This window comes from Polaromonas sp. P4_H1 (assembly GCF_056400945.1).
In genome coordinates, this window is record NZ_JBFUKG010000005.1 from 188,777 (window position 1) to 212,696 (window position 23,920).

Annotated in this window: 20 protein-coding genes; 12 read left to right on the forward strand and 8 right to left on the reverse strand. The window is 64.4% G+C overall.

Annotation, left to right across the window (positions count from 1 at the left end; all coding sequences use genetic code 11):
- Window positions 1-33: 33 nt before the first annotated feature.
- Entirely contained in the window at window positions 34-1,305 is a 1,272-nt protein-coding gene (locus tag AC1DS5_RS09245; RefSeq protein ID WP_477717950.1) for an Nramp family divalent metal transporter, read from the reverse strand.
- Between the two features lie 177 nt (window positions 1,306-1,482).
- Window positions 1,483-2,100, reverse strand: coding sequence for a helix-turn-helix domain-containing protein (locus tag AC1DS5_RS09250; protein ID WP_477717951.1), 618 nt, complete (start codon window positions 2,098-2,100; stop codon window positions 1,483-1,485).
- 77 nt (window positions 2,101-2,177) lie between these two features.
- Here AC1DS5_RS09250 and AC1DS5_RS09255 point away from each other — a divergent pair, with 77 nt between their 5' ends.
- Genes AC1DS5_RS09255 through AC1DS5_RS09270 form a run of 4 tightly spaced genes read left to right on the forward strand, consistent with a single transcriptional unit; the run spans window position 2,178 to window position 7,224 of the window.
- On the forward strand, window positions 2,178-3,305 hold the full coding sequence (locus AC1DS5_RS09255; RefSeq protein WP_477717952.1) for an NAD(P)/FAD-dependent oxidoreductase: 1,128 nt from the start codon (window positions 2,178-2,180) through the stop codon (window positions 3,303-3,305).
- A gap of 36 nt (window positions 3,306-3,341) precedes the next feature.
- A complete protein-coding gene (locus tag AC1DS5_RS09260) occupies window positions 3,342-4,673 on the forward strand; it encodes an aspartate aminotransferase family protein (protein WP_477717953.1) in 1,332 nt (443 codons plus the stop codon).
- A gap of 27 nt (window positions 4,674-4,700) precedes the next feature.
- Window positions 4,701-5,699, forward strand: coding sequence for a Bug family tripartite tricarboxylate transporter substrate binding protein (locus tag AC1DS5_RS09265; protein ID WP_477717954.1), 999 nt, complete (start codon window positions 4,701-4,703; stop codon window positions 5,697-5,699).
- 1 nt (window position 5,700) lies between these two features.
- Window positions 5,701-7,224, forward strand: a complete 1,524-nt coding sequence (locus AC1DS5_RS09270) for an amidase (protein ID WP_477717955.1) — start codon at window positions 5,701-5,703, stop codon at window positions 7,222-7,224.
- Window positions 7,225-7,277: 53 nt separating this feature from the next.
- Here the strand turns inward: AC1DS5_RS09270 and AC1DS5_RS09275 are convergent, their stop codons facing one another.
- On the reverse strand, window positions 7,278-8,264 hold the full coding sequence (locus AC1DS5_RS09275; protein ID WP_477717956.1) for a glycerophosphodiester phosphodiesterase: 987 nt from the start codon (window positions 8,262-8,264) through the stop codon (window positions 7,278-7,280).
- Between AC1DS5_RS09275 and AC1DS5_RS09280 the strand changes: the two genes are divergently transcribed.
- Window positions 8,264-8,911, forward strand: coding sequence for a methyltransferase family protein (locus AC1DS5_RS09280; protein WP_477717957.1), 648 nt, complete (start codon window positions 8,264-8,266; stop codon window positions 8,909-8,911). The genes AC1DS5_RS09275 and AC1DS5_RS09280 overlap by 1 nt on opposite strands.
- Window positions 8,912-8,945: 34 nt before the next feature.
- On the opposite strand, the gene AC1DS5_RS09285 is transcribed toward AC1DS5_RS09280, so the two are convergent.
- From AC1DS5_RS09285 to AC1DS5_RS09295, 3 genes are read right to left on the reverse strand one after another with little or no spacing between them, the layout of a single operon-like run.
- Window positions 8,946-9,941, reverse strand: coding sequence for a tripartite tricarboxylate transporter substrate binding protein (locus tag AC1DS5_RS09285; protein WP_477717958.1), 996 nt, complete (start codon window positions 9,939-9,941; stop codon window positions 8,946-8,948).
- Complete coding sequence (locus AC1DS5_RS09290) at window positions 9,938-11,326, reverse strand: sensor histidine kinase (protein WP_477717959.1); 1,389 nt, start codon at window positions 11,324-11,326, stop codon at window positions 9,938-9,940. Before AC1DS5_RS09290 ends, AC1DS5_RS09285 begins: the two co-directional genes overlap by 4 nt.
- Window positions 11,292-11,972 carry a response regulator gene (locus AC1DS5_RS09295; protein ID WP_477717960.1) on the reverse strand — a complete coding sequence of 227 codons (681 nt, stop codon included), beginning with the start codon at window positions 11,970-11,972 and terminating at the stop codon, window positions 11,292-11,294. The genes AC1DS5_RS09290 and AC1DS5_RS09295 overlap by 35 nt, the downstream gene beginning before the upstream one ends.
- A gap of 100 nt (window positions 11,973-12,072) precedes the next feature.
- On the opposite strand from AC1DS5_RS09295, the gene AC1DS5_RS09300 reads away from it, so the two are divergent.
- Complete coding sequence (locus AC1DS5_RS09300; protein WP_477717961.1) at window positions 12,073-13,068, forward strand: Bug family tripartite tricarboxylate transporter substrate binding protein; 996 nt, start codon at window positions 12,073-12,075, stop codon at window positions 13,066-13,068.
- A gap of 89 nt (window positions 13,069-13,157) precedes the next feature.
- Here the strand turns inward: AC1DS5_RS09300 and AC1DS5_RS09305 are convergent, their stop codons facing one another.
- Window positions 13,158-14,060 (reverse strand): LysR family transcriptional regulator, encoded by a 903-nt coding sequence (locus tag AC1DS5_RS09305; protein ID WP_477717962.1) that lies wholly within the window; start codon window positions 14,058-14,060, stop codon window positions 13,158-13,160.
- Between the two features lie 195 nt (window positions 14,061-14,255).
- Here AC1DS5_RS09305 and AC1DS5_RS09310 point away from each other — a divergent pair, with 195 nt between their 5' ends.
- From AC1DS5_RS09310 to AC1DS5_RS09335, 6 genes are all read left to right on the forward strand, one after another.
- Window positions 14,256-15,146 carry an alpha/beta hydrolase gene (locus tag AC1DS5_RS09310; protein WP_477717963.1) on the forward strand — a complete coding sequence of 297 codons (891 nt, stop codon included), beginning with the start codon at window positions 14,256-14,258 and terminating at the stop codon, window positions 15,144-15,146.
- A gap of 65 nt (window positions 15,147-15,211) precedes the next feature.
- On the forward strand, window positions 15,212-16,156 hold the full coding sequence (locus AC1DS5_RS09315; protein WP_477717964.1) for an ABC transporter permease: 945 nt from the start codon (window positions 15,212-15,214) through the stop codon (window positions 16,154-16,156).
- Window positions 16,153-16,974, forward strand: coding sequence for an ABC transporter permease (locus AC1DS5_RS09320; protein WP_477717965.1), 822 nt, complete (start codon window positions 16,153-16,155; stop codon window positions 16,972-16,974). Before AC1DS5_RS09315 ends, AC1DS5_RS09320 begins: the two co-directional genes overlap by 4 nt.
- On the forward strand, window positions 16,971-18,650 hold the full coding sequence (locus tag AC1DS5_RS09325; protein ID WP_477717966.1) for an ABC transporter ATP-binding protein: 1,680 nt from the start codon (window positions 16,971-16,973) through the stop codon (window positions 18,648-18,650). The genes AC1DS5_RS09320 and AC1DS5_RS09325 overlap by 4 nt, the downstream gene beginning before the upstream one ends.
- 51 nt (window positions 18,651-18,701) lie before the next feature.
- On the forward strand, window positions 18,702-20,255 hold the full coding sequence (locus tag AC1DS5_RS09330) for an ABC transporter substrate-binding protein (RefSeq protein ID WP_477717967.1): 1,554 nt from the start codon (window positions 18,702-18,704) through the stop codon (window positions 20,253-20,255).
- A gap of 249 nt (window positions 20,256-20,504) precedes the next feature.
- Window positions 20,505-21,638, forward strand: coding sequence for a C45 family autoproteolytic acyltransferase/hydolase (locus tag AC1DS5_RS09335; RefSeq protein WP_477717968.1), 1,134 nt, complete (start codon window positions 20,505-20,507; stop codon window positions 21,636-21,638).
- A gap of 275 nt (window positions 21,639-21,913) precedes the next feature.
- Here AC1DS5_RS09335 and AC1DS5_RS09340 read toward each other — a convergent pair whose 3' ends face one another.
- The gene (locus tag AC1DS5_RS09340; protein ID WP_477717969.1) at window positions 21,914-23,299 is read right to left on the reverse strand and encodes a sensor histidine kinase; all 1,386 of its coding nucleotides are present in this window, start codon (window positions 23,297-23,299) and stop codon (window positions 21,914-21,916) included.
- Window positions 23,300-23,920 lie beyond the last annotated feature (621 nt).

Here is a 23,920-nt window from a genome sequence, read left to right on the forward strand (position 1 = left end):
GCACTGCCATCCACCCCCTTTTGATGGCGCGTGTCAACCGCCCTGAATCAGCGGCCGGAACAAATCCAGCAGCATCATCAGCACCGCGAAACCCATCACCACCACGCCGCCCCAACCGAACCAGGTAGTCTTGAAGCCCGAGGTGAATTTGCCCATCACCGATTTCCGGCCGGCCAGCAGCATCAGGCCGGCCATGATGGGCGCGGCCACCACGCCGTTGATGACCGCGCTCCAGTAGAGCGCCTTCATCGGGTCTATGGTGGTGAAGTCCATGCCGGTGCCCACGATGGTGGCGATGACGATGATGGCGTAAAAGCGCTTGGCCTCGTACCAGCGGCGCTCCAGGCCCTCGGGCCAGCCGAAGGCTTCGGCCACCGCGTAGGCGGCCGACGAGGCCAGCACCGGCACGGCCAGCAGGCCGGTGGCGATGATGCCGCCGGCAAACAGCGCAAAGGCAAAGTCGCCGGCCAGCGGGCGCAGGGCCTGCGCCGCCTGCGCGGCCGAGGTCACGTCGTGGATGCCCGCCGCATACAGCACCGCCCCGCCCAGCACCATGATGAAAAATGCGATGGTGTTGGAGAAGAACATGCCGATGTAGGTGTCGCGCTTGACGCGGCGCAGGTCGCGGCGCACTTCTTTTTCCGACCCGTGCCCGGCGCCCTTCAGGCGCAGCTCTTCCACCTCCTGCGAAGCCTGCCAGAAAAACAGGTAGGGCGAAATCGTGGTGCCCAGCAGCGCGACGATCATCATCCAGTAGCCCGAGGTCCATTGCAGCTTCGGAACGACCAGGTCATGCAGCACCTGGGCCCACTGCACCTGCACCAGGAGCACGGCGATCACGTAGGCAAACAGGAACAGCGTCAGCCACTTGAGGATGGGCGCCAGCTTGCGGTAAGGCACGAAGACCTGCAGCAGCACCGTGATGACGCCGAAGGCCACCGCATGGAAATGCTCGCCGCCGCCCACCGCCAACTGCAGCGCCTCGCCCATGGCGGCGATGTCGGCAGCGATGTTGATGGTGTTGGCGATCACCAGCAAAAACACCATGCTCATCAGGAAGGCGCGCGGCGTGTGCTCGCGCAGGTTGGCCGCCACGCCCTTGCCGGTGACACGCCCTATGCGCGCGCTGACCAGCTGGATGGCGATCATGAAGGGCAGCGACAAAAACACCGTCCAGAGCAGCCCGGTGCCGAACTGCGCCCCCGCCTGCGTGTAGGTGGCGATGCCGGAAGGGTCATCATCGGCGGCGCCGGTGACCACGCCTGGGCCGACATGGCGCAGGAAGGAGGGGATGCGGTTCAACATGGGCGCGAGACTAGCAAGGCGCGATTAGGCCAGGCTTAAGCCGGCTGACGGGCGGCTTGCAGGCCGATGGACCAAGGTGGATACGACTGTAGACCTTGAGAAACCGACGTCAGACGCTGGAAAATCAATAGCAGCCCAAATCCTTCACATCGGCTCGCCACGGATCGCGGCCGGCTGCTACTCGCTCATCACCACCAGCACCTGCGCATCGGTGCGGCCCAGCGAGAGATAGATGTGGCCAACGCCGCTGTCGAAATAGGCCGATTCATGACGGCCGACTTCGACGATTTCGCCGGTCTCGAACTCGATGCGCACCCGGCCGGACAGCACCGTCACGAACTCCTGCCCCGGATGGCGAATGAAATCAGGGAACTGATCCCGCTCGCGCGCCACGATGCGGCCGTGCAACGGCGTCATGCGTTTGCCGGGGAAGCTGGTTGCGAGCATGCGGTAGTCGTAATTGCCCGAACTGTAGGCCGGCGCCCCGCCGGCTTCGGACCACACCACCACGGGCGCCGCCGTGCCGGCCGGCGGCGTGGCCCGCGCATCCAGCAGTTGCCCCACGTCCAGCGACAGCGCCCGCGCCACGGCCGCAAGCTTTTCATAGCTGACCGAAATCTGGCCCAGTTCCATTTTGGACAGCGTGGACAGCGCCACGCCTGAGTGGCCCGACAGGTCCTTGAGCGTCAGCCGCCGTGCCTTGCGGTGTTCGCGCAGCCTAAGGCCAAGCTGCACCCGGTCGGCCTCCGGGGCGGCGGCAGGGGTGCGGGCAGAGCTTACAGAGCGTGCGGGCATGGTGTTTTCCCTTGTTCAGACTGAAAATAGGTAAATGGCACTGGACAGGCACGATTCTCGCATGTGAGAATTCTCAAATGCGAGAATTTGACATTGTTATCTTTGGTGCCGGCATCGCCGGTGCATCCGTGGCCTGGCGCCTGGCCGGGCAGCGCAGTGTGCTGCTGCTCGAACGCGAGGCCCAGCCCGGCTACCACTCCACCGGCCGCTCGGCCGCCATGTTCATGGAAAGCTATGGCCCGCCGGCCGTGCGGGCGCTGACCCGCGCCAGCCGGGCCTTTTACGAACACCCGCCCGAAGGCTTTGCCACCGCGCCGCTCATGCAGCCACGCGGCGCGCTGTACCTCGCCACGCCCGGGCAGGAAGCGCTGATGGCGCAAACCCGCGCCGAACTGGCCGCGACCTGCCCCGGCCTGGAAGTGCTGGATGCGCGTACCACCCTGGAGCGCGTGCCCTGCCTGCGGCCCGAAATGGTGCACGGCGCCCTGTACGACCCGGGCGCCCAGGACATCGACGTGCATGCACTACACCAGGGCTTTTTGCGGGGCTTCCGACAACAGGGCGGTGAGCTGCGCACCAGCGCCACCCTGACCCAGGCCAGCCATGACGGACAGGGCTGGGCGCTGCAGTTTTCCGACGGCCAGACGCTGCGGGCACGCACGGTGGTCAACGCCGCCGGCGCCTGGGCCGACGAGTTGGCGGGCCTGTTTGGCGCCGCCCCCATCGGGCTGGTGCCGCACCGGCGCAGCGCCTTCACCTTCAAGGCGCCCGAGGGCGTGGACGTGTCCGGCTGGCCGGCCGTGGTGGGCATGGACGAAAGCTATTACTTCAAGCCCGACGCCGGCCAGTTGCTGGGCTCGCCCGCCAATGCCGACCCGACGGTTGCGCACGACGTGGTGCCCGAAGAGCTGGACATTGCCACGGGCATTTACCAGATCGAAAGCGTCTCGACCCTGACCATTCGCCGTCCCGGCAGCACCTGGGCGGGGCTGCGCTCGTTTGTGCCCGATGGCGAGATGGTGATCGGCTGGGATGGCGCCTGCCCCGGCTTTTTCTGGCTGGCGGCCCAGGGCGGCTACGGCATCCAGAGCGCGGCCGGCGCCAGCGCACTGGCCGACGCCCTGCTGCGCAACGTGGCCCTGCCGGCAGACCTTGTCCAGCACGGCGTCGAAGCGGCCGCACTGTCACCGGCCCGCCTGCGTTGACAACGCCACGTTGATTGATACCGGGACACCACAACCATGAAACAGCCCGCCACGTCTTCCTCAGCCGGAACCGCGCTTGATTCGGCTCTGGCTGAGACCACCGCACGCTACTGTGCCCGCAACCCCGGCAGCGAACGGCTGCTGCGTGAGGCGGCCGACGTGCTGCCCGCGGGCAATACCCGCAGCGTGCTGTTTTACACGCCGTTTCCGCTCTACATGGCCCGGGGCGAAGGCTGCCACCTGTGGGACGCCGACGGCCACCGCTACCTGAACGCGCTGGGCGAATTCACCGCGGGCATATACGGCCACTCGAATCCGGTGATCCGGCAAGCCATCGTGGCCGCGCTGCAGGACGGCCTGAGCCTGTCGTCGCACACCGCGCGCGAAGGCGCGCTGGCGCATGAAATCCAGCGCCGCTTTCCCGGCATGGCGCTGCTGCGCTTCACCAACTCGGGCACCGAAGCCAACCTGATGGCGCTGGCGGCTGCCACCGCGCACACCGGCCGGCGCAAGGTGCTGGTGTTCAACGGCGCCTACCACGGCGGCGTGCTGTCGTTTGGCGGTGGTGGTTCGCCGGTGAACGTGCCGCACGACTTTGTGGTCGCACCCTACAACGACCTGGACGCCGTGCACGCGCTGGTCCAGGCGCATGGCCCGCAGCTGGCGGCCATCCTGGTCGAGCCCATGCTGGGCGCGGGCGGATGCATTCCCGCAGAACCCGCTTTTTTGCACGGCCTGCGCGCACTGGCCGACGCCTGCGGCGCCTTGCTGATCCTCGATGAAGTCATGACCTCGCGCCTGTCCGGCGGCGGGCGGCAGGCGCAGCTGGGTTTGAAACCCGACCTCACCACGCTGGGAAAATATTTCGGCGGCGGGTTGTCCTTTGGCGCGTTCGGGGGCCGGGCAGACGTGATGTCGCGCTTCGACCCGCGCCGCGCCGACGCACTGGCCCACGCCGGCACCTTCAACAACAACACGCTGACCATGGCGGCCGGCCTGGCAGGCCTGACGCAGGTGCTGACACCGGCCGCCCTCGATGCGCTGAACCAGCGCGGCGAGCGCCTGCGCGAGCGGCTCAATGGCGTGTTCAAACGCCACGCGGTGGGCCTGCAGTTCACCGGTCTGGGTTCGGTGATGCAACTGCATGCCACTGCCAAACCGCTGCGCAACGCGGCCGACCTGGCCGGCGCCGACGACCGCATCAAGGCGCTGCTGTTTTTTGATCTGCTGGAGCGCGGTATTTTTCTGGCGCGGCGTGGGCTGGTGGCGCTATCGCTACCGTTCGGCGATGCCGCGGCCGATGAATTCGTGGCGGCGCTGGACGCTGTGGTCACGGCACGCCATGCGCTGCTGCCCGCTGCAGGTTGAATAGTTTTCTTTTTACGAGAGGTCATCATGTCAAGCACGTCAAATACTTCAGGCACTTATTTCAACCCACTGCGCCGCGCACTGATCGCCAGCAGCCTCCTCCTTGCCGGGCTCGCCTGCGCGGCGGGTTACCCCGAGCGGCCCCTCACGCTGGTCGCGCCCTACCCTGCCGGGGGCGCGGCCGACGTGCTGGCCCGCCTCCTGGCCCGGAAGCTCGAAGAGCAGCTGGGCCAGCCGGTGGTCGTGGAAAACAAACCCGGTGCCGGCACCGCCATTGGCGCCGCCGCCGTGGCCAATGCCAAACCCGACGGCTACACGCTGCTCGTCAGCTCCAACTCCACCTTCACGCTCAACCCGGCCTTGCAGCCCAAACTCTCGTATGACCCGGTCAAGGGCTTCGAGCCCATCGGCATGGTCGGCTCGGTGGCGTTGGCGGTGCTGGCCCATCCGTCCGTCACGGCGAGCACCGTGCCGCAGCTGGTGGCCGCCGCCAAAGCCAACCCGGACAAATTCCTCTATGGCAGTTTCGGCAACGGCACCAGCTCCAACTTTGCGGGGGCCATGTTCAACAACGCCACCGGCCTCAAAATGACCCATGTGCCTTACAAGGGCAGCGCGCCGCTGATGACCGACCTGATCGGCGGGCAGATTCCCCTGTCATTCGACACCGTGGTGGCCGCGGCGCCGCAGCTCAAGACCGGCAAGATCAAGGTGCTGGCGGTCACAACGGCGAAACGCTCGGCTCTGCTGCCCGACGTGCCCACCGTGGCCGAGTCGGGCTACCCCGGTTTCGACATGACTGCCTGGCTGGCGCTGGTAGCGCCGCACGGCCTGCCGGCCGACGTCAAGGCCCGGCTTGAGAAGGCCCTGGTCACCATGATGGCCAGCACCGACACCCAGGACAAGATGAAGGCCGCCGGCTTCGAGCCCGGCTACCGTGCCATTGCCGACTGGCCCGGCATGATCACCGCCGACATTGCCCGCATGAAAACAATCGCCGAACGCTCGCAAATCAAGGTGGACTGATATGACGGCCTCCACGCTCGTCGAAAAATCCGCGGTTGAACTGCGCCGCCTGATCGGCAACCGCCAGCTTTCGCCGGTCGAGCTGCTCGACGCCTGCATTGCGCGCATCGAAGCCCTCAACCTGGCCATCAACGCGATCTGCGCGACCGACTTCACGCGGGCGCGAGAAGCTGCGCGCCAGGCCGAGGCGCAGGTGATGCGCGGCGAGCCGCTGGGCCTGCTGCACGGCCTGCCCCTGGGCGTGAAAGACCTGCAGGACACGGCCGGCCTGCTCACCACCTATGGCAATGTGCGGCTGCGCGGCAATGTGCCCAGCGCCGACAACGCGCTGGTGGCCCGGCTGCGCGCCGCCGGTGCCATCGTCACCGCCAAGACCAATGTGCCCGACATGGGCGCGGGCGCCAACACACGCAACCCGGTCTGGGGCGCCACGGGCAACCCGTTCAACCCCGCACTCAACGCCGGCGGTTCCTCGGGCGGCTCGGCCGCGGCGCTGGCCGCCGACATGCTGCCGCTGTGCACTGGTTCGGACACCGGCGGCTCGCTGCGCATTCCGGCGGCGCTGTGCGGCGTGGTGGGCCTGCGCCCCTCACCCGGGCTGGTGGCCAACGATGCGCGGCCCCTGGGCTGGTCGGTCATTTCAGTGCTGGGGCCCATGGGGCGCACCGTAGCCGACACCGCGCTGATGTTTGCCGCCAGTGTGGGGCCCGACGCGCGGGATCCGCTGTCGTACCCGGTCGATGCCTCGGCATTTTGGCCGCTCCAGCAGCTTGATCTTTCAACACTGCGCGTGGGCACGACGGAAGACTTCGGCCTGTGCATTGTCGACCCCGAAATACGCCGGGTGTTCCGCGAGCGCGTCGAGGCAATCCGGCCGCTGGTGGCCAGTTGCGAGCCCGTGGACCTGCAACTGGGTGACGCCGACCGCGCCTTTGACATCCTGCGCGCCGAAAGCTTTGTCGCCGCCTTTGCCGAGACCTGGCAAAAAGAGCCCGAAACGCTGGGCCCGAACGTGCGCGCCAACATGGATATCGCGGCAGCGATCACCCTGGCCGACCGGGCCTGGGCGCACCTGGAGCAGACCCGCATTGCGCGCCGCTTTGCCAAGGCCTTCGAGCAATACGACCTGATCCTCGCACCGACCACGCCGGTCACGCCCTTCCCGTGGACGGAGCTGTACGCCGGCAACATCGACGGCCAGGCCATGCGCAACTACTACCACTGGCTGGGCCTGACTTACGTGGTCACGCTGGCCACCAATCCGGCCCTGTCGCTGCCCTGCGGCACTGACGAACACGGCATGCCGTTTGGCCTGCAGGTCATCGGGCGCCTGCGCGGCGATGCGCAGCTGATGGCGGCGGCGCAGGCACTGGAGCAGGCGTTCGAAGCCACGCCCGCGCTGCGCCGTCCGAAGCCGGCCATCGATGCGCTGCGCACTGCGCGGCCCGAACTCCAATCCATCGTCACGCACCCGCCGGAGACAGGCAGTTTCAAAGATTCCGGCGACGGCGTGACTGCTGTTTAGCCGGACAAGTCCCGCTCACCGGTGAACGGGTCCGTATCCGCGGCAAAACGGCCTCAAGGCAAAACGGGGGTCGGCAGCGGCAACTCAAGGCCCCGGCCCCTCATTTCCTCGCGTACCAGATCGGGGCGGTCGCTCACGATGCCATCAACCCCCATGTCCATCATTCTTGCCATGAGGCCGGGGTCGTTGACTGTCCAGGCCAATACCTTCAGGCCCAGACCGTGCGCCTCTTTCACTTTTGCCGCGGTCAAGTCGCCGTGGTATGCCGACCAGGTGTGGCCACCGGCCGCCTTGATCATTCGTGGGACGGAGCCGTAGTCCTTGTACCGCAGACCGGCAGTCCACGGCGAAGCACCCGCCTTGTCGGCTTCGATGTTGTCCATAAAGCGCTGCTGGGCTGTCAGGTACACCGTGGGGATTTCGGGCGCTTCACGTTGCACAACCTGAAGGGAACGCCATTCGAAGGACAAAACCGAGCTGCGTGGCGCGACCCCGGCCTCGCGGATTGAACCGAGGACGGCACGGGTGAAGGCCTCGACCTCCATCGTGTCCTGGGGGGCCAGAGGTGACACTTTGGTTTCGATGGCGAAGCGAACCCTGTCATTTCCGGACTTCTTCACCAATGCGAAAAGATCGGACAAACGGGGTATTCGCACGCCGTCCATCCCACGCTGATCCGGGTAAAGCCGCGCGTACTGTGTGCCTGGTTTGATACGGCCTACGTCATATCGGCTGAGCTCGTCAAACGTCAGACTGCTGATGACAGGACCGCGAGTTTGCAGAAACTTCCCGTCGGGTCCTCTGGTGATGTCGGGATTAAGCGCCGAGTCGTGAGAGATGACCAGGACACCGTCTTTGGTTATCGCTATGTCCAACTCCAGGGTGGTTACCCCATAGCTGAGCGCTTGCGCGAATCCCTCAAGCGTGTTCTCCGGCGCAATCGCCCGGGCGCCACGATGGCCTTGCAGGTCGAAGGCGTAGGTGCTTGTACTTATCAGCAGAAACACAAAGGCGGCGAGAGTCGGTCGCAGTGCGGCCATTGAAGTCTCCTTCAGCTGTAAGTTTAGGCTTGCGAACACTTTCGATTGATAAAGGATTACCAGAAGTCCTCGGTACCGCCGGCGATCTCATTGGCGAAGATCACTCCCGGAGGGTGACCGATGTTTCGGTGCTACCCGGCATGCCTTGTTGCGTCATTCGCTGGAAAAGTGCGAACATGCTGTTGTTATCCGCATTGGATCGAAATCTGATGGGCACGTTGTTGGTGACTCTGCAATTTGGCCTGCTTCTCGTGCTGGCAGCGTCAGCGGCACGAAATATCTTGCTTGGCGATATTCCCGCGGGAGCGTTGATGATGATGGGGATCTCCATCGCACTCATCACGTGGGCGCTTATGCACAACAGGCCGGGAAACTTCAACATCCAACCTGCGCCCAAGGTTCGGGGCGTTTTGGTTACAACCGGTCCGTATCGGTGGATTCGCCATCCCATGTACACGTCGCTCCTTCTGGGCGCGGCAGCGCTGGCGTGGACGTCCAGCACCTTTCTGGGGTGGGGTGCATGGTCCATGCTGGCCATTGTCCTGTTCATGAAATCAAGCCTGGAGGAGCACGGGATGCGCAAGCAGCATCCTGGGTATGCCGCCTACACCCTTGGAAGCAAACGCTTTTTACCCTGGCTGTTTTAAAGGCCATCATGCCGCTGGCCAGCGCTTCCCAAGCTCAGCGGGACACGCCAAACTCCCGGGCGAGCTGGCGGTATTCCGCGATCTGCTTGTCGATGAGCGCGTCAAGCGCCGCGCCAGTCAGCCCGCCGGGTTGAAACCCGGCGCGTTCCAGTTCACGGGGAAAGGACGGATGCGCCATCGCGCGGGCCAGTGCGTCGACCCAGTCGCGCTGCTCCCGCTCACTGACCGCCGGCCCCACATAAACCCCGCGCACGATGGGCCAGCGAATGTCAAAGCCCTGCTCCTTGGCGGTGGGAACCTGGGCCCAGCGACCCGGCAGGCGCTCCGCCGCCAGCACGGCCAGCACCCGGACCGGCGCGCCCTGATCGATCTGCCGGGCCACCTCGGCGGCATCCCCGGCGAGGACCTGAACATGGTCGCCGCGCAGCGCGGTCAACGCTTCTCCGCCGCCTTCAAAGGCCACGAAACGCATCACCTTGTGGCTCACGCCGGCAGCCCGGGCCAGCAGCGCCGCCTTCATCCAGTCCTGGCTGCCGATGGATCCGCCGGCACCAAAGACGATGCGGTTCGGTGACTCACGCAGTGCGCTCATCAATTGCCCAAGCGTCTGGAACGGGGCGTCACGGCGCACGGCAATCACGCCGTAGTCCAGCCCCAGGCTGGCAATCCAGCGCACGTCGCGCGCCGTGTAGGGACCAAAGCGGCCCTGCGCCAGATTCAGCAGCGAGCCCGAGGAAAACGCCACGATGGCCTGGCCATCGGCCGGCCTTTGCGTCACCACGCTTTTGAAAGCCAGGGCACCTATGCCGCCGGGCTGATAGGCAATGGACAGCGGCGCGCGGGTCAGGCCCGCCTCCTGCAAGGTGGCGCGCGCCAGCTGGCAGGTCAGGTCAAACCCGCCGCCAGGCTTGGCAGGTGCGATGCAGCGCGCGCCCTCCAGCGCGCCCGCATGGGCCGGTGCGCCGGCAAGACCCAGCAGGAACAGCAGGAACAGAAGCAGGAGGCTCAGCAGGACGGGAAAGCGTTTCATGATCGGGGCCACCATATTGCAACGCAGGTGCCGTTGGCCGCTGGCGTCGGCTCAATGCGCAGGCGGCCTCCGTGGCGCTCGGCCACCGAGCGGGCAATGGCCAGCCCCAGGCCGGAGCCCCGGCTGCCCCGGCTTTTGACAAAACGCTGGCCGATCCGATCCAGCACCTCGGGGTCAATACCGCCGCCGTCGTCGATGACCTGCAGGCTGAAGCCCAGCGCGTCGGCCGCCGCCTGCAACGTGACCGTGCCCTGTTCGCGGCCATGCTGGATCGCGTTGTGGGCAATATTGAGCAGGGCCTGCTGCAGCAGGCTGCGGTCGCCCTCGGCCTCAAGCGCTTCGGCCTGCACTTCCACGCCAAAATCGACGCCGCGTGCCCGCGCCAGGGGCAGCAACTCCAGCGCCACTTCCCGCGCCAATCTACCCAGGTCAAACTTTTCCCTTTGCGGCGTGGCCGCGTCACTGCGCGCCAGGGTCAGCAACTGGTTGGTGGCACGGATGGCATTGCCCAGTTCTTCGGACAGCGCCTGCAGGGCCAGTTGCCGCCGCGCCGGGTCCGGCTCGCGCAGCACATAGTCGAGTTGGGCACGCAGAATGGACAGCGGGGTGCGAAGCTGGTGCGAGGCATCGTCGACAAAGCCCCGGCGCTCGGCCACCAGCTGTTCGGTGCGCGCCATTTGCTGGTTGACGGCATCAACCAGGGGCCGGATGTCGTTGGGCAAATCAGCCGTTTGCAAGGGACGCAGGTCGTCAAGCTCCCGGGCCCGCGTTTGCACTGCCAGGCGCGTCATCGGGCGCAGGGCCACCGTCAGCCCCATCACCACCGCCAGGCCCATCACGACCAGCAGCAGCACGTCGCGCCAGGCGGCACGCCGCACGAAACTGGCGGTGAATTGCTCGCGCGATGAAGTGCTCTCGGCGACCTGGATCACCAGTTGCGGATCACCGCTTGCATTCAGGGGCTGCTCCAGCGGCCGCATGAAAGCGCCCACACGCACCGACTCGCCAAAATAGGTGGCGTCATAAAACATCGGCTGGCCTGCGCGCAAGGCCGATGGCGGCGACGGCAGATCGGGATTGCCGATTTCCACCAGGCTGTCGGCTGTGGCCACCCTGAAATAGACGTTTCCCGTCGCCGTGAGCTGGAAAAATTCGAACAGGCGGTAAGGAAGCTCAACGGACAAGCCGCCCGAGGCCGTCGAGACATTCAGGTCCAGCGCCTTGATGGCGCCGAGCAGCGAGCGGTCGTAGGCCGCATTGGCTGAAGCCACGGCATCGGCGCGGGTCAGCCACAGGCTGGCCGCCGTCACCAGCGCCATCGTGGGCAGCAACAGGGCCAGCAGCCTGACCCTAATGCTGGCCCGGCGAATCCAGTTCCAGTACATAGCCCAAGCCCCGGTAGGTCTGAATGCGAACGCCGCTGTGGTCAAGCCGCTTGCGCAGCCGGTGCACCAGTACGTCGATCACGCTGGGCTGCACGTCCTCCTCGTCGCTGAACACGCGGTCCATCACCTGCTGGCGCGACAGCGGCTCCCCACTGCGCTGGATCAGGGCCTTGAGCAGCGCATGCTCGCGCGGCGAAAGCGGCAGGTTCTCCGAGCCGAGGCTGAACTGGCGCGACACGGTGTCGAACAGCAGCGGGCCGCAGGCAAAGCGCGGATGCTCGCTGCCGCGGGCGCGGCGCACCAGCGCGGTCAGCCGGGCTTCCAGTTCGGCCAGCGCAAACGGTTTGACCAGAAAATCATCCGCGCCCTCGTTGAGCGCGTTGACCCGGTCGGCGAGCGAGTCACGGGCGGTCAGTATCAGGACCGGCAAGCGTTTATCCTGCGCACGCAGCCGGCGCAGGATCTCATCGCCGCTGCGGCCGGGCAGACCGAGATCAAGCACCACCGCGTCGTAGTCGTGATCCACCAGCGCACGCTCCACCAGGCGGCCGTCGTCACGCCAGTCCACGCGGTTACCGCTTTGTTCAAGTGCCTTGGTCAGCCACTCGCCCAGGGCGTGCTCGTCTTCAGCCAACAGGATTCGCATGTCAGGGATTATCGGGTCGACCGGGCTGCAGGACTGAAAGGCAATTGTTAGGTTCGCCCGGGCACGATAGCGGGCATTCTCAAAACTCCAGGAGACTTCCATGACCGACTTGACCCTCAACCGCCGCAGCCTGCTGATGGCCGGCACCGCAGCAGCCTCCAGCCTCTGGCTGCCCCAGGCACGCGCCCAGGCCGCATGGCCTGCCAAGCCGCTGCGCCTGGTCGTGCCATTCGCACCGGGCGGAAGCTCTGAAATCGTCGCGCGGGCGGTGGCCGGCGAAATGGCCAAGACCATCGGCCAGAACGTCTTCGTGGACAACAAGCCGGGCGCGGCAGGCAACATCGCGATGCAGGAAGTTGCCAACAGCACCGATGACCACACCCTGATCCTGGGCCACATCGGCACCCTGGCCATCAACCCCTACATCTTTCCGAAGCTGCCTTATGACGCCAACCGGGACTTTGTGCCCGTCACCCTGGTGTCCAAAGTGCCGAGCCTGTACGTGGTGCACCCCGACCTGCCGGTGAAAAACCTCAAGGACTTCATCGCTTACGCCAAGGGCCAGCCAGGCAAGCTGAACTATGGCTCTGCCGGCAACGGAAGCGCGGGCCACCTGGCCTTCGAGTACCTGAAGCTGGTCAGCGACACCTTCGTGGTGCACGTCCCGTACCGCGGCACCGGCCCCATGCTGACCGACCTGATGTCCGGCCGGCTGCAGGCTGCGTCGGTCGGCGCTCCAGCCCTGCTGCAATTCATCAAGGCCGGGAAACTGCGCTGCATCGCCACCGGTACCGCCCAGCGCCTGCCGCAGCTGCCCGACGTTCCCACCGTGGCCGAACAGGGCTTCAAGGGATTCGAGATGACGCAATGGTACGGACTGCTGGCCCCGAGCAAGTGGCCCAAGGCCCATATTGCCAAGCTCGAAGCCGAGGCCATCAAAGCCGCCCGTGGAAGCGTGGTCAAGGAAAAGCTGGCCCAGGAAACCGCGCTGGCCGTGGGCAACACGGGCGCCGAGTTCGACGCTTTCATCAAGTCCGAACAAGCGCGGTGGAAGCCCGTGATCGCCCGCGCCGCGATCAAGCCTGAAGGGACTTAGGTCCACTGTTGGCCGCGGAGCAGATCAGCTCCCGGCCGGCGCTTCCAGGCACACATTCGGGGCGCAGGCGCATCCCGCTGGTTAAAAACTCAATTTTTTAACTGGAGAGGCGCTTTCTTCGCAAGAAGACTCACAAGATGTTGACGGATCACGGACGTAATGTGTTCACGCTTCCCCTGCTCAAGCATGCCGATCTGCCGTGTCGCCGGACGGCCCGGTAGCGGCAGGACGCGCAATGTAGGGTCGTTCACCCAGTCGGCATTTCTCCAGTGCGGCACGACGGTGACGCCGACATTCTGGCGCACCAGATCGATGATGCTGGACACCGAACTCAGCTCCAGAAAGTCTTGCGGCATCAGACCCAGTTTGCGCAAGGTCTGCTCGATACGGATACCGCTGGGGGTGCGGCGATCAAAACGTAAAAACGGGTTTTCGCGCAGCAGCTTCTTGATGTCGCTGTCGGGCCCGGCCACCAGCGAACTGGCCACCAGGGTCAAGGGCTCCACGTACAGCGGTGTCCATAGCAAGCCCTGGCGTTCCATCGGCGGGCCTTCGATCATGACCGCGGCATCCAGCGCCCCACTGATGACACTCTGGGCCAGACCGCTGGACTCCTGCACCACCAGGCGCACATTCAGGCGGGGAAACCGCGGCTTCATGGCGACCACCGTATTGGACAGCAGGCCCATGGCCGAAACCGTCGAACCCACAGTCACCGTGCCGGCGATCTCGTTTTCTTCCTCCAGGCCTTCGCGCATCTGCTCATAACAGGCAATGATTTTTTCCGCATGGGCGATCAAGGCGCGCCCGGCCACCGTCAGCAGCACGCCGCGCCCCGACCGTTCAAACAGCCCGGTGTTCAGCTCGGCTTCCAGCGCCCGCATTTGCAGTCCGACGGCAGCTTGCGTCAAAGCGACCCGCTCGGAGGCCGCGGCGAAAGAGCCCTCTTGTGCCACAGCCAGAAAGGTTCTGAGAAATCGAATGGTGCTCAAGGGAACAAACCCATTGTTGGGCCCAAAATACTAAAGAATAACTTTAGCATTGCAAAACAAAATATGGATATATTTTTTAGATTGGATGGAGAACAATGGCTCACCAACCTGTTGTTTGACATGCAATTGTGCTCACGCGCAGCGCCGTCCAGTGCAGGTTTATGGCCCTTATGGCCCTTTTTAACCTGACTATTTATGCCTGATTTGCTCTCCCCGACAGCCCGCGCCGACACTCCCGCCGATGCCTTTGGCGCACAACGCGCCGAGGCGATTTACGACCTGGGCCACAGCACCATCTTTGCGTCGCGCAGCGACCCGCGCTTTTCCTACTGCACCTACGCGCCGCCCACGTCGGGCAATGAGCAGCATCCCAAGGCCTTGGTCGTGGTCGTGCATGGCACAGGCCGCGCATTCACCGAATACCGCGATGCGTTTGCCGAATTTGCCAAATGGAACGACTGCATCGTGCTGTGCCCGCTGTTTCCCGCCGGACCCCAGGGCGACGGCAACCGCGACGGCTTCAAACACCTGCAGGAAGCCGATATCCGCTACGACCGGATCTTGCTGGATATGGTGGACGAAGTCGCCACCAAGTTCCGCGCTGATTTTTCCAGATTCGCGCTGTTCGGCTATTCGGGCGGCGGCCAGTTCGTCAACCGCTTTGGCCTGCTGCATCCAGAGCGCCTGTGGGCGCTGTCGATCGGCGCGCCGGGCTCGGTCACCCTGCTCGATTTCAACCAGGACTGGTGGGTCGGCGTGCGCGACTTTGCCCGCCAATTCGGCCAGCCGCTGAACCTGGATGCGCTGAAAGCCTTGCCGGTACACATGGTGGCGGGCAAGGCCGATTTGGAAACCTGGGAAATCACCCACCAGGCAGGCGGCAAGTTCTTTATGCCCGGCGCCAACGATGCCGGGCGCACCCGGCCGGAGCGGCTGGAAACCCTGCGCAAGTCCTTCGAGGCGGCGGGTGTGCAGGTGCACCTGGATCTGGTGGACAACGTGCCGCACAACGGCCTGGCCTGTGTGGACAAGGTGCAGGACTTCTTTGCGGCCACGCTGCGCCGCCTGCGGGCAGCCAGCCGCTAAGCGGCCTTAGCCACTTTTAGCACTTCACCTACTTCAGCCACTCCACTGACAACGGAAGAGCCCTCATGCTGCGTTTTGCGCTGTCCCGTCTCGCCATGGCCATACCGACGCTGCTGATCGTCGCGGTGGCCGTTTTCGTACTGATCCGGCTTATCCCGGGCGACCCGGCGCAGCTTCTGCTGGGCGATCTCGCCGACCCGGTCCGGCTGGCCGACCTGCGCGCCCAACTCGGCCTCGACAAGAGCTGGCCGGTGCAATTCACCATCTGGGGCCGCCACGTGCTGGGCGGCGACCTCGGCGTTTCCATCAACACCGGCGAACCCGTGCTGCACCTGGTGCTGAGCCGCTTTCTCGTCAGCGCGCAGATTGTGATCATTGCCGTGTTCTTCGCCACCCTGGTTGCCGTGCCCGCCGGCATGATCGCCGCCTGGAAGCAAAATCGCCTGCCCGACCTGATGCTGGTCGGCACGGCGACCCTGCTGGTCTCGATCCCCACTTTCTGGCTGGGCCTCTTGCTGCTGCTGTTCTTCGGCCTCAAGCTCGAATGGCTGCCCGTGGTCGGCTATGTCTCCATCATGAACGACTGGAAGTCGGGCTTGCTGTACCTCCTGATGCCCATCCTCACGCTGTTCCTGCATGAGATCGGCGTGCTGATCCGCATGGCCAGGGCCAGCACGCTGGAGGTGCTGCGGCTGGACTACATCACCCATGCCCGGGCCAAGGGTCTGTCGGAACGTGCCGTGCTGGTGCACCACGCGTTTCGCAACTCCTTCGGCCCGACCTGGACGCTGATCGGCCTGGTGCTGGGCAACCTGCTGGGCGGCGTGGCCGTCGTCGAGACTGTCTTCACCATCCCCGGTCTGGGCCGCCTGCTGGTCGACGCGATCTTCGCGCGCGACTACCCGGTGATCCAGGGCTGCCTGCTGCTGGTCGCCGTGATCTACGTCGTCACCAACCTGGTCATCGACCTCTGCTATCCGATCTTCGACCCGAGGGTGCTCGCGGAATGAAAAAGTTTTTAAGCCCGCAGGCCCTGATAGGCCTCATCATCGTGGGGCTGATCCTCGCGGCGGCCGTACTGGCTTTCTTCTGGACGCCGCACGAGCCGCTCAAGATCAACTTCATGGCGCGCCTGAAGCCGCCCAGCTCAACCTATTGGTTCGGCACCGACGAGTTCGGCCGCGACGAGCTCTCGCGCCTGATGGCTGGCGCCTCCAACAGCGTGTGGATCAGCTTCCTCACGGTGCTGTTCTCCATCACCATAGGCACGGCCATCGGCGTGCTGACCGGCTTTGTGCGCGGCTGGACCGACCGCATCGTCATGGCCTTCATCAACGCCCTGCTGGCCTTTCCGGGCCTGCTGCTGGCGCTGGCGCTGCTGGCCGTCTTCGGCGCCAACAAGTACGGCATCATCCTGGCGCTCGGCCTGGCCTACACGCCGTCGGTCACGCGCATCGTGCGCGGCACGGTGATGTCGCTGCGCGAAAAGGAGTTCATCGAATCCTCGCGCGTGCTCGGCAATTCGGAGCTCTACACCATGTTCCGCCACGTGCTGCCCAACTGCGTGGCGCCGCTGACGGTGCTCGCAACCTCGATGTTCGGTTGGGTCATCCTCGCGGAAAGCTCGCTGTCCTTCCTGGGCCTGGGCGTGCCGCCGCCGGCGCCGACCTGGGGCAATATGCTGGCCGCGGCCCGGCCCTTCATGGCGCAGGCGACCTACCTTTCCATCTTCCCGGGCCTGTGCATCGCGCTCACGCTGCTGGGCATCAACTTCCTGGGCGACGCGGTGCGCGACCTGCTGGACCCGCGCATGAGGGGTATCGAATGACGCATCTGGTGGATGTCTCCGGCCTGAGCCTGTCCATCGGCAAGGACGGCCGCGAAATCGTGCGCAATGTCTCCTTCATCGTCGCGCCCGGCGAAATCGTCGGCATCGTCGGCGAATCCGGCAGCGGCAAGACCCAGGCGGCCCGGGCCATCATGGGCCTCACGCCGCCGCCGCTGGTGCGCAGCGCAGGGCGCATTTTGTTTGAAGGCGAAGACATGGCGGCGGCCGGCGATGCGCGTTTGCGCAAGCTGCGCGGCGCCCGCATCGGTATGGTGTTCCAGGAGCCCATGACCTCGCTCAACCCGTCGATGACGATTGGCCGCCAGCTCGATGAAGGCCTGGCCCTGCACCGGCCCGAACTTTCGCCGGCCGCGCGCCGCGACAAGGCGTTGGCCATGCTCGCGCGCGTCGGCATCACCGACCCGCAGGCCGCGCTCGCCGCCTGGCCACATGAGTTCTCGGGCGGCATGCGCCAGCGCATGATGCTGGCCTCGGTCATGCTGCTGGAGCCTGCGCTGCTGATCGCCGACGAGCCGACCACGGCGCTGGACGCGCTGGTGCAGCGCGACGTGCTGGAACTCATGGTCGGGCTCACGCGCGAGCACAACACGGCCGTGCTGCTGATCAGCCACGACCTGCCCATGGTCGCGCGCTACACCCAGCGCATGATCGTCATGCAGCAGGGCGAAGTCGTCGAAGCCGGCGACACGGCCGCCCTGCTGGCCGGCCCGCGGCAGGCCTACACCCGCAAGCTGCTGGAGGCCATCCCGCGCCGGCAGGCCGCGCGCACGATTGCCGACGCGCAGCCCGTCATCGAAGTGCGCAATCTCGTATTCGACTACCCAGGCAAGCGCCGGCTGTTCGCCAAGTCCACGGCCAAGCGCGTGCTGCACGGCATTGACCTGGTGGTGCGCCCGCGCGAGATCGTCGCGGTGGTGGGCGGCTCCGGTTCGGGCAAGACCACCCTGGGCCGCGCGATTGCCGGCCTGATCAAGCCGACCGAGGGCGATATCCGTTTTCGCGGGCGTTCGATTGCGCGCAGCGACGCGGGCTGGCTGGACTACCGGCTCAATTGCCAGATGGTGTTCCAGGACCCGTATTCGTCACTAAACCCGCGCATGAGCATAGGCCAGCTGGTCGGCGAAGGCCTGCGCCTGGTGCCCGGCCTTTCCTCGGCCGAACGACAATCGCGTGTGGCCAAAATGCTCGACGAAGTCGGGCTGGAGCCGAGGCATGCGGCGCGCTACGCGCATGAACTCTCGGGCGGTCAGCGCCAGCGGGTGGCGATTGCCCGGGCGCTGATACGCGAGCCGGCCTTCGTGATCGCCGACGAGCCGGTGTCGGCCCTCGACGTCACCGTGCGCGCCCAGGTGTTGGCGCTGCTGGCCGAGCTGCAGGAGCGGCACGGCTTTGCCTGCCTCTTCATCAGCCACGACCTCGGCGTGGTCGAGCAGGTGGCCGACCGCGTGATCGTGATGCAGGCCGGCCGCATCATCGAGCAAGGCAACCGCGACGAGGTGTTCGACCGTCCGCAGCATGCCTACACGCGCAAGCTGCTCTCGGCGATTCCCGCGCTGACGCCCACCGGCCAGGGCGGCATGCAGCTCAAGTGGCGTTTTGACGAAGCCGATGCGCCAGCGGGCGCCCTGCAACCTGCCCTACAACCTGCCTTGTAACCCCCTGTTTAACCTCTTTCCGTTCGATTTCCGATTCTTAAGGAGCTTCCCATGCTTTCGATGCGATTGAAATTTCTGAGCACCGCCGTGCTGGCGGCCTGTACCGCGGCCCAGGCCCAGACGGCGCAAATCGTGGTCGCGCAGCCGGCCGACATCCGCTCGACCAATCCCGGCGTGAACCGCGACAACACCACCGACGGCGTGGTGCTCAACATCGTCGAAGGCCTGGTCGGCTACCACGAGAACGGCACCGTCGGCCCGCTGCTGGCGCGCTCCATCGTCGTCAGCCCCGACGGCCTGACCTACATCTTCAAGCTGCGTACCAACCTCAAGTTTCACAACGGCGAGCCCATGACTTCGGCCGACGTGCTGTGGAGCTGGAAGCGCTACACCGACCCCAAAACCGACTGGCGCTGCCTCAGCGAATTCGACGGCCGCTCCGGCATCAAGGTGACATCGGTGACGGCGCCCGACGCTCAGACAGTGGTGATGCAGCTGGACCGTCCCTCGGCGGTCTTCCTCGACAACCTGGCGCGTACCGATTGCGGCATGACGGCCATCCTGAACAAGAAATCCGTCAAGGAAGATGGCAGCTGGGACAAGCCCGTCGGCACCGGCCCCTTCAAGTTCGATGAATGGAAGCGCGGCGAGTACGTGACCCTGAGCGCGTTTGCCGACTACCAGTCGCCCCCCGGCACCAAGCCCGACGGCTACCTCGGCCTCAAGAAACCGCTGGTCGAACAGGTCAAGTTCCTGACCGTGCCCGACATGTCGACCTCCAAGGCCGGCCTGCAGTCCGGCGCCATCGACGCCGGCCAGATCACCTCGTCCGATGTGCAGGAGCTCAAGGGCAACAAAAATCTCAGCGTGGTCGCCGCAGTCGATGCGGGCAAGAACACGCTGCTGATGCAAACCAATGACCCGCTGCTAAAAGACGAAAAAATCCGCCAGGCGATCGCGCTGTCGCTGGACATGAACCAGATCGTCGCGGCCTCGTCCGAAGGCCTGGCCCGCGTCAACAACTCGGCCATCCAGGACACCTCGGCTTACTACACCGCGGCCCAGAAAAAAGGCTACCGCTACGACCCCGCCAAGGCCAGGCAGCTGCTGCGCGAAGCCGGCTACAAGGGCCAGCCCATCGTGATCCAGGCCAACAAGCGCGCTCACCTGCCGAGCTTTTCTGTCGCCGTGATGAGCCAGGCCATGATGCAGGCCGTTGGCATCAATGCGCAGATCGAGGTGCTCGAATGGGCGACCCAGCTGGACCGCTACAACAGCGGCAACTACCAGATGAGTTCCTTCACCTATTCCTCGCGCCTGGACCCGGCCCTGAGCTATGAGCAGTTCTCCGGCAAGAAGGAAAAGCAGCCGCGCAAGGTATGGGATGACCCGGCCGCGCAAAAACTGATCGACCAGAGCTTCACCGAAGCCGATCCGAAAAAACGCCAGGTCCTGTTCGACCAGTTGCACGCCCTGATGATGGCCAAAACGCCGCTCGTTGTTCTGTACAACGTTACCGATTCATGGGCGGTGCGTAAACGGGTCACCGGATTTTCAGTATGGGAAGGCAAGCCGCTCCTCTGGAATACCCGGATCAGTAAATAGCAAAGAGCAGAGAGAGAGCAGAGAGCAGCGTCCCGGCCGGGGGGGCCCAGTTTGCCAAAACAGCGGCAGCTGCGCCTTCGGGTCGCGGCGCTGTCGAAATCGGTGACCGCGCCCTTCCGGACGGTTTTCTCCTGCTTCTCCTGCTTCTCCTGCTTCTCCTGCCTCCCCTGCTTTCCTGTATAGCCAGACTGCCTGCCGTTCGCGTGGCATGAACGGGCGGGCAGGTCTTCCATCTCACAAGCTTTGCACATGACTACCCTACAGCAATTTCCTTTTGTGTCAGTTTCGGGTGCGCCCCATGCACGCGGGCTGCAATACGGGCAGCAGGCCGCTGACCGCGTGCGCGCCAGTGCGCGTCTTTATGGCCAGACCCTGATAGACCTTGGCTACAGCGATAGTGCCCGCTCGCAGCTGATTGCGTATTTTGCAAAGGAAATAGAAGGCTTCGCCCCTCATTACCTGAACGAGATGCGCGGTATTGCGAAAGGGGCCGGCGTCGACTTCCAGGACATTGTGATGATCAATGCCCGCACCGAAGTACTCGCCAAGGCACGGGCCGAAAAGGTCAAGCAGGCCGACCTGGAGCCTGGCGACGGCTGCACCGGTGCATTGATACTGCCTGAGCGCTCAGCAAGCGGGAACCTGCTTCACGGGCAAAACTGGGATTGGCGCGCCGAGTGTGTGGAAACGTCCATCGTGCTACGCGTGCGTAACGACAACGGGCCTGACTTTTTGACCTTTGTGGAGGCCGGCGGCCTTGCCCGCAGCGGCTTCAACAGCGCAGGCGTTTCCATCACGGCCAACTACCTGGAGTCGGATCGCGACTTCCAGCAACTGGGCGTTCCGCTTTCACTGATTCGCCGAAAAGTGCTGGAGCAGGAAATTTTTTCACTGGCGATGAAAGCAGTGGCCACCACGCCGAAATCCTGCTCGAACAACATCATGCTGGGCATGGCGCAGGGCTTCGGCATCGATTTTGAATGCACCACCAATGAGGCGTTTCCTATTTATCCCGGCCCCGACAACCTGATCGTCCATGCCAATCACTGGATGAGCCCGGTCGCCCTAAGCAAACTGGTCGACAAGGGCTTGTCGAATTCGCCGGACAGCCACTACCGGGACTGGCGTGTGCGCAAGTTGCTGAATAAAAAAGAGAAGCTTGGCCGCCAGGATTTGAAAGATGCATTTTTCGACAACTTTGGCGCTCCCTACGCTGTTTGCCGCCCACCGCGGCCTGGCAGCAATGAAAACCTCTCGGCAACGGTTGCCATGGTCATCATGGAGCCGGCAGTCAGGGAAATGGATGTGGTCCCCCTGCCGGCCCTTAACCGTGTTTTCACGCGCTACAGCCTGACCGAAGAGCCCAAGGTCTTCGAGTCATAGAACTGGAACGAGGAAGAACGGCGGACGCAATAGGTAGCCGGATTCAGGATTCACGGCGTTTCAGGTTCGCACAGCTTGAACAAAGGCCCCCCGCAAACCAGACGCCGCATCCGGCTGGGTTCTGATAACTGATAACCGCGGGACCTCAGCCTTCGGAAAACAGCGCCACAATCGTCTGCCGCATCCACCGGTTACCGGGATCAGACTCAAACCGTTTGCTCCAGTGCCGCGACACTGTGAAGCCGCCATGCAGGGCATTCGTGAGCCACGGCCCGTCACTCAGCAGGTAGCTGTTTGAGCACCGGCGCAAAAGTCACAAATACCGATGTGCCTCCGCCCGGCGTCGATTTCACCCAAATCCTCCCGTGATGCCGGGCGATGATGCGCTGGCAGGTTGTCAGCCCAATGCCGGTTCCGCTGAACTCGCTCAGGGTGTGGAAGCGTTGAAAGGGTTTGAAGAGCAACTCGGTATTCCGCGCATCAAAGCCAACACCATTGTCCTGAACCCGAACAATCACGTCGGCCCCCTCTGCATCCACCAGCAGTTGAACGTGCGCATCGTCACGCTTGCCGGTGAATTTCCATGCGTTGCCCAGCAGGTTGGCCAGCAGTGGTCGCACCAGGCCGGCATCTGCGCGCACATGCAGCGATGCGGGCGCTTCAAAGCACACCTTGCGATGGGGCTCCTGTTGCTGAAGCTCCTCAATGATGTCCTGGGCGATGGGAACGAGGTCCACGTCCATGATGTTCAGCACCGTCGTGGACACCCGTGACAGGGACAGCAGGTCATTGACCAGGCTGGCCATCTGCTTGGCCGAACGTTCGATGCGGGCGGTTAATTTGGCACCGTCCTCGCTCAGCACAGCGGCATACCGCTTCTGAAGAATCTGCGTGAACCCGACCACGGAGACCAGCGGTGACTTCAGGTCGTGCGCGACAGTTCTTGCAAACGCGTCGAGCTCGGCATTGACGCGCACCAGTTCGGCCGTTCGTTCCGCCACCAGCCGCTCCAGCTCAAGCTGGTTCGCCGCACGCTGCGCCTCGTGTTGCTTTGCTGCCGTGACGTCAATGGCCATCACCATGGCGGCCTTGCGCTGCAGAAACTGCACCGTATGCAAGGTGAGGTGGACAAAGACGACCTCGCCGGACTTCTTGCGGTGCCGTACCACACCCATGTCGTGCGGCCCCTCCAAGGCGTCCTGCCTGGTTGCGAGCAGGAGCGGCAAGTCTTCTGCCGGGCGTATGTCCCTCAGGTTCATATGCAGGAACTCATCACGCGAATAGCCGTAATGCCGCGTGGCAGCCTCGTTCACGGCCAGGAAACCGAGCGTCTCCTGGTCATACACCCACATCGGTTTGGGGTGTTGCACGAACAGGTCGCGCGCATGCAGTTCCATGGCTTCAGCCCGGTTGCGCGCATCGAAGAGCCGCCTGTAGCCCGCGTTGACCAGGAAAATCAGGCCAAGGGAGGTGCTCAGAACATAGAGGATGCCCTTGTAGCTCTGGGCCGTCGCCAGCCAGGCAGGGTCGACAGAGATGGACGTGACAAAAGTGTCTGAAGCGAGAATCCAGAGAACCCCAAGCGCGGCGTAGAGTACACCGATTCCCAGGGCGAACCGTGAAATATTCGGTCTTAGGACTGCTTTGAAGTTTTGACTCATGGCAAGCTCACTTGGGTCCTCCTGGCACCTCGCCACAACGGCGAGCTGTTCCTCGTCGTGCTTCGCCTCCTCGGCACGGCACGGCACGGCACGGCACGGCACGGCACGGCACGGCACGACGATAGCACGGGACGAAGAGCGCCAACACCGCGACCGCCTCAGGAAAGCGACGATTTTCCACCTTTTTTGCACTCAACTTTCTCGCCGGTTTTCGCTACGGCGCATGAGCAGCGTTCATGGGCTCTCCCGGGCAGCAGCGCGACTGCAGTTTTACCGCTGGATGGTGTTCAACGTTCTGATTGGCAAGGCGACAACCTCCTGCGGGCATCAACGTCGCACCGACCTATGACTTGCGATGCACGGCGGTATACGAGACCGGAGCCCTGGCTAACGAAAAAGGGCCACTGGCCCGGCACGCCCTTGGCATTCTTCCAGGGCAACGCGACCACTTTGCTGTTACTCGCGCTAACGTGCTCGAAGGCGAAGCAGGCTATGGGTCTGGCCGAGGCGACTGCGAAACGGGACTTGACCGCTCGACGGCACACGTTTCGGTGCGCTGATCAAGGCAAGGAACATCAAGGGCGACTGAGAAAGGCCCCCACGCTCGTTACTTTGTGTACT

What these genes read in the sequence shown, in the direction of transcription:
- AC1DS5_RS09245 (WP_477717950.1), bottom strand. Translation starts at nt 1,305, where the DNA reads ATGTTGAACCGCATCCCCTCCTTCCTGCGCCATGTCGGCCCAGGCGTG.
- AC1DS5_RS09250 (WP_477717951.1), bottom strand. Translation starts at nt 2,100, where the DNA reads ATGCCCGCACGCTCTGTAAGCTCTGCCCGCACCCCTGCCGCCGCCCCG.
- AC1DS5_RS09255 (WP_477717952.1), top strand. Translation starts at nt 2,178, where the DNA reads ATGCGAGAATTTGACATTGTTATCTTTGGTGCCGGCATCGCCGGTGCA.
- AC1DS5_RS09260 (WP_477717953.1), top strand. Translation starts at nt 3,342, where the DNA reads ATGAAACAGCCCGCCACGTCTTCCTCAGCCGGAACCGCGCTTGATTCG.
- AC1DS5_RS09265 (WP_477717954.1), top strand. Translation starts at nt 4,701, where the DNA reads ATGTCAAGCACGTCAAATACTTCAGGCACTTATTTCAACCCACTGCGC.
- AC1DS5_RS09270 (WP_477717955.1), top strand. Translation starts at nt 5,701, where the DNA reads ATGACGGCCTCCACGCTCGTCGAAAAATCCGCGGTTGAACTGCGCCGC.
- AC1DS5_RS09275 (WP_477717956.1), bottom strand. Translation starts at nt 8,264, where the DNA reads ATGGCCGCACTGCGACCGACTCTCGCCGCCTTTGTGTTTCTGCTGATA.
- AC1DS5_RS09285 (WP_477717958.1), bottom strand. Translation starts at nt 9,941, where the DNA reads ATGAAACGCTTTCCCGTCCTGCTGAGCCTCCTGCTTCTGTTCCTGCTG.
- AC1DS5_RS09290 (WP_477717959.1), bottom strand. Translation starts at nt 11,326, where the DNA reads ATGTACTGGAACTGGATTCGCCGGGCCAGCATTAGGGTCAGGCTGCTG.
- AC1DS5_RS09295 (WP_477717960.1), bottom strand. Translation starts at nt 11,972, where the DNA reads ATGCGAATCCTGTTGGCTGAAGACGAGCACGCCCTGGGCGAGTGGCTG.
- AC1DS5_RS09300 (WP_477717961.1), top strand. Translation starts at nt 12,073, where the DNA reads ATGACCGACTTGACCCTCAACCGCCGCAGCCTGCTGATGGCCGGCACC.
- AC1DS5_RS09310 (WP_477717963.1), top strand. Translation starts at nt 14,256, where the DNA reads ATGCCTGATTTGCTCTCCCCGACAGCCCGCGCCGACACTCCCGCCGAT.
- AC1DS5_RS09315 (WP_477717964.1), top strand. Translation starts at nt 15,212, where the DNA reads ATGCTGCGTTTTGCGCTGTCCCGTCTCGCCATGGCCATACCGACGCTG.
- AC1DS5_RS09320 (WP_477717965.1), top strand. Translation starts at nt 16,153, where the DNA reads ATGAAAAAGTTTTTAAGCCCGCAGGCCCTGATAGGCCTCATCATCGTG.
- AC1DS5_RS09325 (WP_477717966.1), top strand. Translation starts at nt 16,971, where the DNA reads ATGACGCATCTGGTGGATGTCTCCGGCCTGAGCCTGTCCATCGGCAAG.
- AC1DS5_RS09330 (WP_477717967.1), top strand. Translation starts at nt 18,702, where the DNA reads ATGCTTTCGATGCGATTGAAATTTCTGAGCACCGCCGTGCTGGCGGCC.
- AC1DS5_RS09335 (WP_477717968.1), top strand. Translation starts at nt 20,505, where the DNA reads ATGACTACCCTACAGCAATTTCCTTTTGTGTCAGTTTCGGGTGCGCCC.
- AC1DS5_RS09340 (WP_477717969.1), bottom strand. Translation starts at nt 23,299, where the DNA reads ATGAGTCAAAACTTCAAAGCAGTCCTAAGACCGAATATTTCACGGTTC.